This is a genomic window from Photobacterium sp. WH77 (genome assembly GCF_022014395.1).
In the GTDB taxonomy this organism is placed as follows: Bacteria; Pseudomonadota; Gammaproteobacteria; order Enterobacterales; family Vibrionaceae; genus Photobacterium; species Photobacterium arenosum.
Genome location: NZ_JAKLTE010000004.1, coordinates 239,859 through 255,729, shown reverse-complemented (window position 1 = coordinate 255,729; position 15,871 = coordinate 239,859). Strand labels below are relative to the sequence as shown.

Below are 15,871 nucleotides of genomic sequence, written 5' to 3'. Positions count from 1 at the left end.
GCCATATACTACTTTTGGCTGTTTTACTGGGCTTGTTCACTGGTTGCTGTCTCGGCCTCTTCTTTCTTCCTGCGACTCAGGAAAGGTTGAGACGAAGACGGTTGCACTTCGTTGATCGCCCAGAGTACGCGCTCTGGTGTTGCAGGGGTGTCCAGTTTGACCAGCGCACCCGGCTCGGCAACCGAACGGATGGCGTCTTTAATGGCACTCCAGACCGACATACCCAGCATGAACGGCGGTTCACCCACGGCTTTTGAGTTGAAGACTGTGTCTTCAGGGTTACTGCGGTTTTCCAGCAGATGCGTGCGGAAATCAATCGGCATATCGGCAATGGCCGGGATCTTGTAGCTCGCCGGGCCGCTGGTCATCAGACGGCCCTGATCGTTCCACACCAGCTCTTCTGTGGTCAGCCAGCCCACACCCTGAATAAAGCCACCTTCAACCTGGCCGATATCAATGGCCGGGTTCAGAGATGCCCCTACATCATGCAGTATGTCAGCACGCAGGATCTTGTATTCACCGGTCAGGGTATCCAGTACCACTTCGGCACAGGCTGCACCGTAGGCGTAGTAGTAGAATGGGCGACCGCGGGCTTTCTCATGATCGTAGTAAATCTTAGGTGTGCGGTAGAACCCTGTGCTCGACAGCGAAACCTGATTGAAGTAAGCCATCTGGATGATTTCTTCAAAGGTTTTCAGCTCTTCACGGATTTGCACCAGGCCGTTTTTAAAGATCACTTCTTCCGGCGTGACTTTAAAATGGCTGCAGGCAAAGTCGATCAGACGCTGTTTGATGGTCAGGGCGGCATTCTGCGCCGCTTTACCGTTCAAGTCGGCACCTGAGGAGGCTGCCGTTGGCGAGGTGTTCGGTACTTTGTCGGTGTTGGTCGCCGTGATCTGAATCCGGTCGATATCCACCTGGAACACTTCAGCCACTACCTGAGCCACTTTGATATTCAGGCCCTGACCCATTTCAGTACCACCGTGGTTGAGGTGAATACTGCCATCGGTGTAGATGTGGATCAGTGCACCTGCCTGGTTCAGGAAGGTGGCTGTGAAGGAAATACCGAATTTAACCGGTGTCAGTGCCAGGCCTTTTTTCAGTATCGGGCTGGTTTTATTGAACTCGGTAATGGCTTTACGGCGCGCTTTATACTCACTGCTGGCTTCCAGCTGCTCGGTAATGTCATGAATGAAGTTGTCTTCCACTTTCTGATAGTAGTGGGTGACATTGCGATCCTCATGGCCGTAATAGTTCACCTTGCGCACATCCAGCGGATCTTTACCCAGATGCTGGGCAATTTCGTCCATGATGTGTTCTATGGTCATCATGCCCTGCGGGCCACCGAAACCACGGTAGGCGGTATTCGACGCTGTATTGGTTTTACAGCGGTGACCTGTCACTGTGGCATCGCCTAAATAGTAGGCGTTGTCAGAGTGGAACATGGCACGGTCCACGATAGAGTTAGACAGATCCGGTGAATAACCACAGTTACCAGATACCGTAATATCAATACCGTGGATCCGGCCGTCATCATCAAAACCGACTTTGTACTGGTTGAAGAACGGGTGACGTTTACCCGTCATGACCATGTCTTCCATACGTGGCAGACGCATTTTGGTCGGGCGGCCGGTCAGGTGTGCAATTACAGCAGCCAGACACGCCGGGCTTGCAGCCTGCGTTTCTTTACCACCGAAACCGCCACCCATGCGGCGCATGTCGATCACCACTTTGTGCATAGGGACGCCCAGCACTTCAGCGACCAGTTTTTGCACTTCAGTAGGGTTCTGGGTAGAGGTGTACACTATCATGCCGCCGTCTTCGGTTGGCATTACAGAGCTGACCTGGGTTTCCAGATAGAAGTGTTCCTGACCGCCGATATGCAGATCGCCTTCCAGCACGTGCTTCGCACTCGCCAGTGCGCCTTCGGAGTCACCGCGCTTGTGCTGGTGACTGCCTGAGACGAAGTGTTTCTTGGCCAGTGCCTCTTCAACATCCAATACGGCTTCCAGTGGTTCGTATTCGATGATGGCCGCCTGAGCGGCTTTGCGGGCAGTTTCCATATCATTGGCGGCTACTGCAATGACTGGCTGGCCATAGAATTCAACAATGCCGTCTGCCAGCAATGGATCACCCGGCAATACTGCACCTATGTCCAGTTGTCCCGGTACATCTTTGCTGGTGATGGCAATGGCGACGCCTTCAAAGGCGTAACACGGGCTGACATCCAGCTTGGTAATTTTGGCGTGCGCGTAGGTACTGGTACGAGCATACACGTGTAATTGGTTGGGAAATTCCAGCCGGTCATCAATGTAAACGGCTTCGCCAGTCACCTGTTTGGCAGCGCTGTCATGCTTTACGCTTTTACCCACGCCGGAAGTCAGATTCTGCGCGAATTTCGCCACCATTTCATCGTGACTCAATGTGTTATGGTGATGATTAGACATAAGCAGTTACCCTTGTTTCAATTTGGCCGTTGGACTGTTGTTCGAGATAGAAACGGTGCAGCATGTTCGCGGCCGTTAATGCACGATATTCCTTGCTGGCCCGGAAATCAGACAGCGGCTCGAAATCGTCAGACAGCGCAGTCATCGCGGTCTTGACCGTCTCCAGATTCCACTTCTGACCAACCAGTGCGGCTTCGCAGTTGGCGGCTCGTTTTGGCACTGCCGCCATACCACCGAAGGCAATACGGGCATCAGCCACTTTTCCGTCATCGCTCAACGCAATAGTGAACGCACCACAGACGGCGGAAATATCATCGTCCAGACGCTTCGACAGTTTGTAAGCCCGGAACTGGCTGCCAATCACAGGCTTAGGCACAATGATTTTCTCGATGAACTCGGAAGGCTGCTGCGCTGTGACTTTATAACTGATGAAGTAGTCTTCGAGCGGCATGGTGCGGCGATCGTTACCACGACGCAGCACGATCTGCGCATTCAAGGCAATCAGCAGTGGCGGACTGTCTCCGATTGGCGACGCATTCGCCACGTTACCGCCGATTGTGCCCTGGTTACGTACTTGCAGAGAAGCAAAGCGGTGCAGCAGTTCTCCGAAATCCGGATAGTACTTTTTCAGTGTGGCATAACAGTCGGAAATCGGCAGGTTTGCACCAATTTCAATGCTGCTTTCAGTCTCGGTCAGGATCTTCATATCGCTGACCAGACCCACGTTGATCAGTTTATCGATCGGACGGTGGAACTGAGTGACTTCCAAAGCCAGATCTGTACCACCAGCAACCATACGGGCATCCGGGTGCGTCAGCAGCAGGTTGGCCAGTTCATCGCCAGAGGTTGGTGAGAAGCCATACTGGCCTTCAAACTTCAGTGTTGCATTGGACAGATTGATTTTCGACAGCTTGGCAACCGTCTGGCGCTCCAGCTCTGCGAACTGGTCCATCAACTGCTCTTCCTGGCTTAGCGACAGGGCAGCATCAACGATAGGGCGATAACCGGTACAACGGCATAAGTTGCCCGCTAACGCTTCCATGACATCTTCTTTATCTGCAGCCGGCTTGTTTTTGCTCAGCGCAAACATCGACATAATAAAGCCTGGTGTACAGTAGCCACATTGTGAACCGTGGTATTCGACCATGGCTTGCTGAACAGGGTGGAGCTGCTTGTTGGCATTCTGCAGATCTTCAACCGTAATCAGCTGCTTGCCATGCAGAGAAGATACAAACGTCAGGCAAGAGTTGACTGAGCGGTATTGCAGTTTTCCGTCGACAAGTTCACCCAGCACTACAGTGCAGGCACCGCAGTCACCAGAGCCACAACCTTCCTTGGTGCCTGTTTTCTTTACATGGGTACGCAGGTAGTTCAGTACCGTCATATTCGGGGAAACATGCTCTTCTTCCCGAATGTCCTGGTTTAACAAAAAAGTAATCAAGTGACCTCCTCACAGGCTCATGATCTGACCTATAAGTCAATTCTGGATATACTTGACCCAGTAGTCAACTTTTGTGTTAACGCTGTGTGACAGACCAGCTTGAGTGAAAAAATACAGTTAACTCTTTTTAATCAATATGTTGCTTCATTTTTGTGCTGTTGTGGCATACCCTCTGTGTCAAATTTGTTTCTAAATGTTGTGATATAGGTAACAAGTCATGGTTTTGATATCACTGTCACCAATTAAACGGAATCTTCATCTGTAAATTTTAGTATTTATTGGTGGAATGTGCTGAGTGATAGGTGTGAGATTGTTTGTGGTTGTCGATATTAACTTATTGATATATATGGAAATAGAATGATTTTCTGCCAATTGGGCTTTAATATAGAGACTCTGTGATCTGACAAGCTTTTTTACGGTAGCAAGCCGTATCCAACCACCGGGCTGAACTAAACTGAAGTGAAGGCAGAGCTGTAATGAGGGACTAGACTGTGCAGAGTACCGGCTTTGCCGGGCGGTGTGTTTTTTAACAGTTGCAGTGGTACGGATGTTAATCGCCTGTGAAAAGAAAGCCTTCGTCATCAAACAGGCTGAAATAGATAAATCAGAGCATGAGTATAAATGTGATGAATGAATATGGGAGTAGCATTTTTTTATTTTGTGGATTATAACAGCCCGGTAATACTGAATATTATTCTGCACTGCTTCATAGGTTACTGTCCCTGTATATTTTTGACTTAACAGGCTGAAACAGGATGTTTTCATCCGTTTATGTGGCTTAATACGATGAGTAATTCGTGTGCTTTTACACATAAACAGTCTGTGAGAACATTCCAAGTTCAGGCAAAATTGGGTACTATCAGCAAAAGTTATCCCGCCAATTCCGGCAGGGTGCAGAGCCAAATCATATTGGAGATACAGCTTGATCAATGTATTCCTTGTAGATGATCACGAACTGGTTCGCACAGGGATCCGACGTCTTCTGGAAGATGTCCGTGGTATTAAAGTGGTAGGGGAAGCCATCAGTGGTGAGGACGCCGTAAAGTGGTGTCGAAACGAGCATGCCGACATAATCCTGATGGATATGAATATGCCTGGCATTGGTGGGCTGGAAGCGACACGAAAGATCCTTCGCTTCAATCCGGATGTGAAGATTATCGTGCTGACTGTCCATACGGAAAACCCATTCCCGACTAAAGTGATGCAAGCCGGCGCTTGTGGTTACCTGACCAAAGGTGCAGGTGCCGATGAAATGGTCAACGCTATTCGCACAGTCAATAGTGGTCAGCGTTATATTTCACCGGAAATTGCACAACAAATGGCGCTGAGCCAGTTTGCATCCAACTCAGAGAACCCGTTTAAGGATTTGTCTGAGCGTGAATTACAAATCATGATGATGATTACCAAAGGCCAGAAAGTGACCGAGATTTCTGAGCAGCTGAACTTAAGCCCTAAAACGGTAAACAGCTACCGTTATCGCTTGTTCAATAAGCTGGATATCAATGGTGATGTCGAACTGACCCACCTCGCAATTCGTCATGGCATGTTAGACACAGAGACCTTGTAGTGTCAGAAACCTTCGATGCAAAAAGTTTCCTGAAATCAGTCACAAACCAGCCTGGTGTATACCGGATGTATGACCAGGCTGGTGACGTTATTTATGTCGGTAAAGCCAAAGATCTGAAAAAACGGCTGGCGAGTTACTTCCGTGTTCAGGTGTCGAGTGAGAAGACCCGGGCGCTGGTACGCAACATCTGTAAAATCGATGTCACTGTTACGCACACCGAAACAGAAGCCCTGATCCTCGAGCATAACTACATCAAGCAGTACCTCCCCAAATATAATGTACTGCTGCGCGATGATAAGTCTTACCCCTATATTTTTCTGAGCGGCCAGCATCATCCGAAACTGGCGGTTCACCGGGGGGCGAAGAAACGCAAAGGCGAATACTTCGGCCCGTATCCGGATTCAGGCGCTGTCCGCCAAAGTCTGCACCTTCTTCAGAAAATCTTTCCTATCCGGCAATGTGAAGACTCGGTATATGCTAATCGCAGCCGTCCCTGCCTGATGTATCAGATTGGCCGTTGCCTTGGCCCTTGTGTGAAGGGGCTCGTCAGCGATGAAGAGTATGCTGAGCAGGTCAATTTTGTTCGTCTTTTCTTGCAGGGCAAAGACCGTCAGGTGATCACTTCGCTGGTGGACAAAATGGAAGTGGCCAGTCAGCAGCTCGCGTTTGAGAAGGCGGCACGTTACCGGGATCAGATTCAGGCGTTGCGCCGAATTCAGGAGCAGCAATTTGTCAGCCAGGACAGCGACGATGATCTGGATGTTATAGGTATCGCTCACGATAAAGGCATGGCGTGTATTCATGCCCTCTTCATCCGTCAGGGCAAGGTGCTGGGCAGCCGCAGTTATTTTCCGCGTATGCCAGCCGATACGGATATGAATGAGGTGATCACCAGCTTCATCAGTCAGTTCTATTTCAATCAGGCGGAAGGGCGGACCATTCCTTCCGCTATTCTTGTCAGTGAATCATTGGGTGATGAACAGGCGGCCCTGTCTGCTGCGCTGACTGAAGTTGCAGGTCGTAAAGTCGAACTGCGTTCACAGGCCCGGGGCTATCGCGCCCGCTACCTGAAACTGGCGCAAACCAATGCCCTGACAGCATTAACCAGCAAACTCAACCATAAAATGACGGTTCATCAGCGTGTGACGGAACTGCGTGAATTGCTGGGACTAGACTCACTTTCCCGTATGGAATGCTTTGACATCAGCCATACGATGGGCGAGAAAACGGTAGCGTCTTGTGTTGTCTTCAATCAGGAAGGGCCGGTCAAGGCTGAGTATCGACGGTTTAACATTACCGGTATCACGGGCGGCGATGATTATGCTGCGATGGGACAAGTGTTGAATCGCAGGTATAGTAAACAGATTGATCCTGATAAGATCCCCGATATTATTTTTATCGACGGGGGCAAAGGGCAACTTTCCCGCGCCCATGAGGTTGTGAGTCCGTTGTGCAGTGACTGGCCAAAAAGGCCGCTGCTGGTGGGGGTGGCGAAGGGCACAACCCGAAAACCCGGCCTGGAAACTTTGTTGCTGGTCACCGGAGAAGAATTTTCATTGCCTGGCGATTCACCGGCGCTGCACTTAATTCAGCACATTCGTGATGAAAGCCATGATCATGCTATCAGTGGTCACAGGGCGCAGCGTGGAAAAGCCCGTAAACGAAGTACACTGGAAGATGTTGAAGGTATCGGGCCGAAACGCCGACAGGCATTGTTGAAGTACATGGGGGGATTACAGGAACTGAAACGCGCAAGCAGGGAAGAAATCGAGAAAGTGCCGGGCATAAGCCGATCTCTGGCCGAAAAAATATACGACGCATTGCAACACGGCTAGCTTTGCGGCACCCTTAAGGTCTGTTTACAGCGGAAAGGCTTTCGTTGGCAGGCACAATACGTTAAACATAAGAACGAACAATATGCGCTTAACAATTCCAAATATCCTGAGTTTCATCAGGCTGGTGCTCATTCCATTCTTCGTGATTACCTTCTACCTACCTTACGAATGGTCACCGTTTGCCACCGCTCTTATCTTCACCATAGCAGGTATCACAGATTGGTTTGACGGTTACCTGGCCCGTAAACTGAACCAGACGTCAAGATTCGGTGCTTTTATTGACCCGGTTGCCGATAAAGTCATGGTAGCTACGGCGCTGGTGCTGGTGACAGAACACTATCATTCCGTTTGGGTAACCATACCGGCGATTACCATGATAGGCAGAGAGATCATTATTTCAGCATTGCGCGAGTGGATGGCTGAACTGGGCAAGCGTTCCAGTATTTCTGTTTCCTGGGTGGGCAAGGTGAAAACGGCCGCGCAGATGTTTGCTCTGGTGATGCTGATGTGGCATCCCAACGAGCTGTTGGAGACAGTGGGTTTTGTTGCCCTCTACATTGCAACAATTTTGACTTACTGGTCAATGTACCTGTATCTGAAAGCTGCAAAGGGTGATTTACTCCATCCCGACAATATGTGACAGAACAATCACCTACCTATTGATAGAAAGCGGCCTTGGCCGCTTTTCTTTTTCGCTTGTAACCAGTGTGTTGAAACAAAGTAGATGAATTTTTTTATTCAATCGCAAATTCTGCTTGGCAATGAAAAGCGCAATATGTTATTTTTCGCGCAATCTCAGGGGGCAACATATCTGAGACACATCCGTCATCATGAACTCAGGCTGATTGCATGTTGACGATCCGTAGGTACTGCTAGCGATGGCGCTGTCAGTAGAAGGGCATTAATAGTGCAATCTTGCGTAATGAAGCAAGGGCATCATTGAGGGAACCCAACTGTGAATACTTTAACGTCTCTAACCCAAATCAGCTTTGTCTTACCCAATTGCAGTATTATTACTGAGCCTTGATCGTCCGATCACCATGTCTTCAGCTGACTATCTATCAAACTACAGTGATGTTTATCGCTGGGGTTGTTAGTTGTGTGCTGAGTGCGCTTTACCGATAAGTTACTGACTTATCAATGTCTTTTATACTCAAAAGTACCACCTTTGGTGGGCTTCACTATTTTGGATTAAAAACCAATGAGTAATGTGTTTGATTTTGACGATGTCAAGCATGCGTCCAATGTTCCTGTAGTTCATGACCTGTATGACCTGACCCCAGATGAGTTGCTGCTCAGTCAGGAGCATTATGAGTCCGAAGTTCGCTCTTATCCGCGTCGTTTGCCGCTGGCGATTATGAAAGCGACAGGTGTATTGGTTGAAGACAGTCGTGGCCAGGTCTTTCTGGACTGCCTGGCAGGCGCAGGTACTCTGGCCCTGGGTTACAACCATCCTGAGATTAACCAAGCAATCATTGACCAGCTGAATGCGGGTATCCCGTATCAGACGCTGGACATGACGACACCAGTAAAAGATAAATTTATCCGTGAAGTGATGAACTTCCTGCCGGATGAGTTTGCTGCCAATGCTCGCATTCAATTCTGCGGTCCGTCTGGAGCAGACGCTGTAGAAGCGGCTATCAAGCTGGCCAAGCAAACCACTGGCCGTAACGTGATGATGGCCTTCCATGGCGCGTACCACGGTATGACCAACGGTACTATGGCCATGATGGGCAACCTGAACACCAAGGCACGCCGCCAGGGTCTGATGGCTGACGTCCACTTCATGCCGTTCCCGTACAGCCTGCGCTGCCCGTTTGGCATCGGCGGTGATGAAGGGGCGAAACAAACGCTGCGTTATCTCGAGCGTATGCTGAACGATGATGAGAGTGGCGTACAAAAGCCGGCTGCGATCATTGTTGAGCCCGTACAGGGTGAGGGCGGTGTGATTCCTGCTCCGGCATTCTGGCTGCGTGAACTGCGCCGTATTACCAAAGAACACGGCATCCTGCTGATTTTTGATGAAATTCAGTGTGGTATCGGTAAAACCGGTTTCAATTTCGCGTTCGAAGAATCTGGCATTACCCCAGATATCCTGTGCTTGTCTAAAGCTGTGGGTGGCGGTTTGCCTATGTCTGTGCTGATTTTCGACAAGTCGGTTGACACTTGGCGTCCGGGTGAACACACAGGCACTTTCCGCGGCAATCAGCTGGCGATGGCAACTGGTGCGAAAGCACTGGAAATTATCCGTCGTGACAACCTGGTTGAGCATGCCCGCGTGGCGGGTCAGTACCTGCGCGAAGGTCTGGAGCGCATTGCTACTTACGTTGACTGCATCGGCGAAGTGCGTGGCAAAGGCCTGATGCTGGGTGTTGAGATCGTCAAAGGCGGCAAGAAAAACAAATTCGGCGAGCCGGAAGCGGATCCTCAACTGACAATGCAAATTCAGCGTGCTGCGCTGGAGCGCGGTTTGATCATCGAAAAAGGCGGTCGTCAGGGTTCTGTACTGCGCTTCCTGCCACCTTTGATCATCAGCCTGGAGCAAATTGATTTTGCGCTGGATGCACTGAGCAAAGCGATTATCGCTACTGCCGGTCCAGCGAAAGTGGTTGAAAAGTCAGCGGCCAGCGATGCCGACAAATGGCGCTCATTCTTCATCCAAACCGGTGAAGGTGGTGCTGATCAGTTCGAAGCTGCGCTGAACCAGACAACCAAAGTACTGAAACAAGTATTTGAAAGTACCACTGCGCCGTACTCAGGTATGGAGCCACAGGTGCTGAAAAACCTGATCAACAATATTGAATTGAATGATCAGCAACTGCCGTTGGATGCTGTGATTGACCAGGCTGGCGAGTTGATTGCCAAAAACTCAATCATTGTTCAGCATCCTAACTGCATTGCGCACCTGCACACGCCACCACTGGTACCGGCTGTAGCGGCTGAAGCATTCATTGCGGCTCTGAATCAGTCTATGGATTCATGGGATCAGTCAACGGCTGCCACCTTTGTTGAGCAGAAAGTGGTCGACTGGCTGTGCGGTGTCTATGGTTACGACAAGCAAGCTGATGGTGTATTCACCAGTGGTGGTACACAGAGCAACCTGATGGGTCTGTTGCTGGCACGTGACCGGTTTGCAGATATCCAGTCGGGCCATAACATTCAGAAGCAAGGTCTGCCTGAGTATGCTGGCAAGATGCGCATTCTGTGCTCGAAGAAATCGCACTTCACCGTACAGAAGTCCGCTTCGCTGATGGGCCTGGGTGAGCATGCGGTAGAAACCGTGGATACGCATCCGGACGGCACCATCAAACTGGCATCGCTGGTTACGCGTATTGATGAACTCAAGCGTGATGGTTTGCTGCCGTTTGCGGTAGTGGGTACAGCGGGTACAACAGACCACGGTGCGATTGATGATCTGGATGGTCTGGCAGATATCGCCGCTCAGAACAAGATGTGGTTGCATGTAGACGGTGCTTACGGTGGTGCGCTGATCCTCAGCCGTCACAAAACGCGTCTGCATGGCATAGAGCGTGCGGATTCGATCAGCGTGGACTTCCACAAGCTGTTTTATCAACCAATCAGCTGTGGTGCGGTGATCATCAAAGACAAGAGTAATTTCAAGTATCTGCTGCACCATGCAGATTACCTGAACCGCGAAGACGATATTGTTCCTAACCTGGTTGATAAGTCTATCGCGACAACTAAGCGTTTTGATGCACTGAAAGTACTGATGACAATGCAAGCTGTTGGCACACATTCACTGGGTGCTATGTATGATCACCTGCTGGGTCAGACACAACAGGTTGCAGACATGATCAACCAGTCAGAAGAGTTTGAACTACTGGCTGATCCTGCACTGTCGACAGTACTGTTCCGCTATGTCGGAAATACAGAGGCTGATCTTGACCAATTGAACAAAAAATTGCGTTTTGAGGCCCTGGTGAAAGGTGTTGCAGTATTGGGTGAAACCGTAGTTGATGGCAAAATTGCCCTCAAGCTTACGATTCTCAACCCATGTCTGACCATGGCAGATTTTGAGAACCTGCTAAATGAAGTTAACCAGCTTGCTTGTTCACTGGTTGACTGAATGACGTGGCTTGCTCCAGTGGGGCTGGAGCAAGCCAATGTTTTATCTGAAGAAGACGGAATGAATTAAATGGCAATTTTACAAATCGGTGCTGGGGGTGTTGGCTGGGTTATTGCCCATAAAGCTGCTCAAAACAATGATGTGTTAGGTGATATTACTATCGCTTCGCGTACTGTGAACAAGTGCGAACAGATCATTGAATCCATCAAGGGTCGCAACAATATGAAAGATCCAGGCAAGAAGCTTGAGGCTCGTGCCGTGGATGCTGACGATGTCGATGCCCTGGTGGCACTGATCAAAGAGGTTCAGCCAGATCTTGTTATTAACGCTGGTCCTCCTTGGGTTAACGTTGCAATCATGGAAGCCTGTTATCAGGCGAAAGTGTCCTATCTGGATACATCAGTGGCGGTTGACCTTTGTAGCGAAGGCCAGCAAGTGCCAGAAGCCTATGACCCTCAGTGGGCTTTCCGTGACAAATTTGCAGAAGCGGGTATCACAGGTATTTTGGGTGCCGGATTCGATCCGGGCGTAGTCAGCGTTTTTGCTGCCTATGCAGTGAAGCATCTGTTCGATGAGATCGATTCTATCGACGTGATGGACGTCAATGCTGGCGATCACGGTAAGAAATTTGCGACCAACTTCGATCCTGAAACCAATATGCTGGAAATTCAGGGCGACTCTTTCTACTGGGAAGACGGCGAGTGGAAGCAGGTTGGCTGTCACACCCGCATGATGGAATTCGATTTCCCTCTGGTCGGCTCGCAAAAAGTGTATTCCATGGCGCACGACGAAGTGCGTTCAATGAAAGAATTCATCCCGGCGAAACGTATCGAATTCTGGATGGGCTTCGGTGACAGTTACCTGAACTATTTCAACTGCATGCGCGATATCGGTTTGCTGAGTCCTGAACCTGTCACACTGGGTGACGGTACGGTTGTTGAGCCGCTGAAAGTGCTGAAAGCTTTGCTGCCGGATCCAACCACGCTGGCACCGGGTTACACAGGTAAAACCTGTATCGGTACCTGGGTGCAGGGCACCAAAGGTGGCGAGCCTCGCAGCGTGTTCATCTACAACAACGCTGATCATGAAGTGGCTTACAAAGATGTTGAGCATCAGGCGATTGCCTACACCACAGGTGTACCTGCGATTACTGCAGCATTGCAGTACTTTGGCGGGAAATGGGCAGATGCCGGTGTGTTCAATATGGAGCAGCTGGATCCGGACCCATTCCTGGCAACTATGCCGAAAATTGGCCTGGACTGGCATGTTCAGGAGCTGGAACCTCGCCAGCCACTGATTAATATTCTCAAGTAAGTCACCGACTGTTGAGTTAACCATATTCAAGCCGGCGTTGGAAACGACACCGGCTTCTTTAGATAGAAGCTTAGAATATGCAGCATCCTGAATTAAAAACCCCGTATTTCATGATTGATGAGAGCAAACTGATCCGCAATCTTGAAATTGCCAAGAAACTGAAAGAACTGTCCGGCGTTAAACTGGTTCTGGCCCTGAAGTGTTTCTCTACCTGGGGTGTGTTTGACATCATCAAACCGTACCTGGACGGCACCACCAGCAGTGGCCCGTTTGAAGTGAAGCTGGGTTATGACACCTTCGGTGGTGAAACGCATGCCTACAGCGTGGGTTACAGCGAAGATGACGTCAAAGAGGTCGCGGATATCTGCGATAAAATGATTTTTAACTCGCAAAATCAGCTGGCAGCGCACCGTCATCTGGTGGAAGGTAAGGCTGAACTGGGCCTGCGCCTGAACCCTGGTGTCAGCTATGCAGGTCAGGATCTGGCCGACCCGGCACGTCAGTTTTCTCGTCTGGGCGTACAGGTTAATCACATCAACCCGGAAGTATTTAGCAGTATCGATGGTGTGATGTTCCACATGAATTGTGAAAACAAAGATGTGGATGCCTTTATTCGTTTGCTGGATGATATTTCTGAGCAGTTCGGCGCATATCTGGATCAGTTGAAATGGGTGAGTCTGGGTGGCGGCGTCTTCTTCACCTGGCCGGGCTACGATGTCGAGAAACTGGCAGCAGCGCTGAAAGCGTTTTCTGAAAAACACGGTGTTCAGCTGTATCTGGAGCCGGGCGAAGCCATCATTACTCAAACCACAGACTTGGTAGTGACTGTGGTTGATATTGTAGAAAATGAGCTCAAAACAGCCATCGTCGACAGCGCGACAGAAGCGCACCGTCTGGATACCTTAATCTATAACGAACCTGCTTCGATCCGTGGCGCAAGTGAGAGTGGTGATCACCGTTACGTGATTGGCAGTTGCTCATGTCTGGCCGGCGATCAGTTCTGTGTCACTCAGTTTGATCAGCCGCTGAAAATTGGTCAGCGTCTGCACATCCTGGACAGTGCCGGTTACACCATGGTGAAACTGAACTGGTTCAACGGCCTGAAAATGCCGTCGATTTACTGCCAGCGTGCGAATGGCGAAGTACAAAAGCTGAATGAATTCGGCTATGAAGACTTCAAACGCTCGTTGTCGCAGTGGTCGGTTAGTTAAGATTCTGCCCAAACGAAAAATAGAAGGCCGGTTACTGACCGGCCTTTGTTTTATCGGTGCCATCAACACTTTGGTGCAGTTTTTAACTGCTTGAGAGAAAATTTGAACAATTAAACCCAAAACATCAATTAGTGTTTGACTCAAATTTTAAAATCAGTAAATTAGCACCCGCACCGCAGTCAATGAAGCGGTATCACAAAATGGCGCGTTGGCAGAGTGGCTATGCAGCGGATTGCAAATCCGTGGACCTCGGTTCGACTCCGGGACGCGCCTCCATATTTCACCACGCTGAACTATTCAGCCTGGTTGTGCAAAACAGACAAAAGCCAGCATTTCAGCTGGCTTTTTTGTACCTTCGAAAAGTCGTCATCTTGTTAGCCGGACAGCGAAGCCCAGTAGGCCGCCCATTCTGCTGGCTTGCCGAAATAGGCCTGTAGCGGGATATGTTTCAATTGCCCGTCCTGCTCAACCGTCATTGACGGATAGCCGCTCAGCTGATGTTGCCTCATCAGGTTGGCTGTGCGGGCAATAACGGAACCCTCATCCGCCGTGATGAGCGCTTGACGCCAGATCTCAGCCGGAATGCCCATCTCGGCTGCCAGCCCGGTTAATACTTTTTCATCATGCACCGTCTTGCCTTGCTGATAATGGGCAAGCTGGATCCGTTTGAGCATCTCTAACGCCGATTTCCCGCATTGCCCGGCTGCCAGAATGGCACGTACCGGCACGATGGAATCAAGAACCACAGTGTCTGCATGTCGCATCTTTGTCTGATAGGCATCGCCAAAGATGACGCCACTCAGGGCGTGGATACGCTGATCACTGTCGAGAAAGTGCTGGCGGCTCGCTTTGTCGAGTGCTCTGCTGTCAAACAAGCCTCCGGGATGCAGTATAAGCTCAATATCATCGCGCTCAGCCAGGTGTTCAATCAGCGGGCAGGCGCCGAAGCACCAGCCGCAAAGTGGGTCGTAAAAGTAATGGACCGTCACGCCAGTATTTACCATTTCATCTCTCCCATGTGGACTTTTGCACCTATGCTCAGCGCCATCGGCAGGCCAGCATCCGGGTAGCGTGTCTCCATGGTGTTGATGACTTGCTGGCTGTTGTCACTGGATTTCACGGTTTGCTGAAATGCCTTCAGGTAGTTCAGGGCAAACGTGATGTTTTCAGCCGTCATTGGCGTGCCCGCTTTCATGTGGCCCGGAATGACAGTTTGCGGCTTCAGTGCCTGCATGGCTTCCAACTGCTGTGCCCAGGCGGTTTGTTCAGCAGGTGTCTGTGCGTCGGCCATCCACAGGTGAACATTACCGTATACGGCAACATTGCCCAGCACGGTTTTACTGGACGGGATCCACAGGTAAGGGCGGTGCGCCAGCTCGCTACTGGTGTCACGGATTTCAATCGTCTCACCGTCAACTGTTAAAGTGGTCTGTGCATACGCGTCAGGAAGCAAAGTTTTCACTGGTGCGTTGTCACCCATTTTGGGTGTCCAGAATGCCAGTTTGCCCGCCATTTTCTCTTTAATTACCGCACGGACTGCAGGCGTGGTGATCAGGCGTGCTTCAGGAAACTGTTCTTTCAGCACTTGTGCGCCAAAGTAGTAATCCGGATCGGCCTGGCTGATGAAAATGGTTTTCAGTGTTTTGCCACTGTCCAGCACCATAGCGGCGATACGCATGGCATCGGCACGGGTAAAACCGGTATCGACCAGCATGGCGTCATACTCGCCATAGACCAGGGTGGCATTAACATGGAAGCTGTTGCCATCGGCGTTATACACCTGAGTTGAAAGCGGCGCCGCTTCGGCCAGAGTGGCGGTAGAAAGTGCTACAAGGGAGGCTGCCATTAAGAATGTCTTTTTCATGTGTTCGCTCCAGCGAATGTCATTGGGAATGGCATGCATCATAGTGATTTTATTTGATTGGATATAGAATCAATTATCAACAACATTGTTTCTTAAATCGGACAA

10 protein-coding genes and 1 tRNA gene are annotated in these 15,871 nt (G+C 50.1%); 7 read left to right on the top strand and 4 right to left on the bottom strand.

Annotated elements, in window-relative coordinates:
• Positions 1-23 precede the first annotated feature (23 nt).
• Positions 24-2,447 (bottom strand): xanthine dehydrogenase molybdopterin binding subunit, encoded by a 2,424-nt coding sequence (gene xdhB, locus L6J37_RS06265; RefSeq protein ID WP_192016474.1) that lies wholly within the window; start codon positions 2,445-2,447, stop codon positions 24-26.
• On the bottom strand, positions 2,440-3,888 hold the full coding sequence (gene xdhA, locus L6J37_RS06260; protein ID WP_269093374.1) for a xanthine dehydrogenase small subunit: 1,449 nt from the start codon (positions 3,886-3,888) through the stop codon (positions 2,440-2,442). The genes xdhB and xdhA overlap by 8 nt, the downstream gene beginning before the upstream one ends.
• Before the next feature lie 922 nt (positions 3,889-4,810).
• Between xdhA and uvrY the strand changes: the two genes are divergently transcribed.
• The 7 genes from uvrY (at position 4,811) to L6J37_RS06225 (ending at position 14,178) form a co-directional block, all read left to right on the top strand.
• A complete protein-coding gene (gene uvrY / locus L6J37_RS06255) occupies positions 4,811-5,455 on the top strand; it encodes a UvrY/SirA/GacA family response regulator transcription factor (protein WP_027252441.1) in 645 nt (214 codons plus the stop codon).
• On the top strand, positions 5,455-7,290 hold the full coding sequence (gene uvrC / locus L6J37_RS06250) for an excinuclease ABC subunit UvrC (protein ID WP_237794534.1): 1,836 nt from the start codon (positions 5,455-5,457) through the stop codon (positions 7,288-7,290). The genes uvrY and uvrC overlap by 1 nt, the downstream gene beginning before the upstream one ends.
• An 82-nt stretch (positions 7,291-7,372) precedes the next feature.
• Positions 7,373-7,930, top strand: a complete 558-nt coding sequence (gene pgsA / locus L6J37_RS06245) for a CDP-diacylglycerol--glycerol-3-phosphate 3-phosphatidyltransferase (protein WP_027252439.1) — start codon at positions 7,373-7,375, stop codon at positions 7,928-7,930.
• A gap of 561 nt (positions 7,931-8,491) precedes the next feature.
• Positions 8,492-11,377: a pyridoxal phosphate-dependent class III aminotransferase gene (locus L6J37_RS06240; RefSeq protein WP_218386393.1), complete on the top strand. Its 2,886-nt coding sequence runs from the start codon at positions 8,492-8,494 to the stop codon at positions 11,375-11,377.
• A gap of 69 nt (positions 11,378-11,446) precedes the next feature.
• Positions 11,447-12,691, top strand: coding sequence for a carboxynorspermidine synthase (locus L6J37_RS06235; protein WP_218386394.1), 1,245 nt, complete (start codon positions 11,447-11,449; stop codon positions 12,689-12,691).
• Between the two features lie 77 nt (positions 12,692-12,768).
• Entirely contained in the window at positions 12,769-13,902 is a 1,134-nt protein-coding gene (gene nspC / locus L6J37_RS06230; RefSeq protein WP_237794533.1) for a carboxynorspermidine decarboxylase, read from the top strand.
• Between the two features lie 202 nt (positions 13,903-14,104).
• Positions 14,105-14,178 (top strand) — tRNA-Cys (locus L6J37_RS06225).
• Positions 14,179-14,276: 98 nt separating this feature from the next.
• On the opposite strand, the gene L6J37_RS06220 is transcribed toward L6J37_RS06225, so the two are convergent.
• Complete coding sequence (locus tag L6J37_RS06220; RefSeq protein ID WP_237794531.1) at positions 14,277-14,906, bottom strand: DsbA family protein; 630 nt, start codon at positions 14,904-14,906, stop codon at positions 14,277-14,279.
• Entirely contained in the window at positions 14,900-15,766 is an 867-nt protein-coding gene (locus L6J37_RS06215) for an MBL fold metallo-hydrolase (protein ID WP_237794529.1), read from the bottom strand. The genes L6J37_RS06220 and L6J37_RS06215 overlap by 7 nt, the downstream gene beginning before the upstream one ends.
• Between the last annotated feature and the right edge of the window lie 105 nt (positions 15,767-15,871).

Excerpts from the sequence above, each read along its gene's own strand:
- xdhB (WP_192016474.1), bottom strand. The coding sequence starts at position 2,447 with ATGTCTAATCATCACCATAACACATTGAGTCACGATGAAATGGTGGCG.
- pgsA (WP_027252439.1), top strand. The coding sequence starts at position 7,373 with ATGCGCTTAACAATTCCAAATATCCTGAGTTTCATCAGGCTGGTGCTC.
- L6J37_RS06240 (WP_218386393.1), top strand. The coding sequence starts at position 8,492 with ATGAGTAATGTGTTTGATTTTGACGATGTCAAGCATGCGTCCAATGTT.
- L6J37_RS06235 (WP_218386394.1), top strand. The coding sequence starts at position 11,447 with ATGGCAATTTTACAAATCGGTGCTGGGGGTGTTGGCTGGGTTATTGCC.
- nspC (WP_237794533.1), top strand. The coding sequence starts at position 12,769 with ATGCAGCATCCTGAATTAAAAACCCCGTATTTCATGATTGATGAGAGC.
- L6J37_RS06220 (WP_237794531.1), bottom strand. The coding sequence starts at position 14,906 with ATGGTAAATACTGGCGTGACGGTCCATTACTTTTACGACCCACTTTGC.
- L6J37_RS06215 (WP_237794529.1), bottom strand. The coding sequence starts at position 15,766 with ATGAAAAAGACATTCTTAATGGCAGCCTCCCTTGTAGCACTTTCTACC.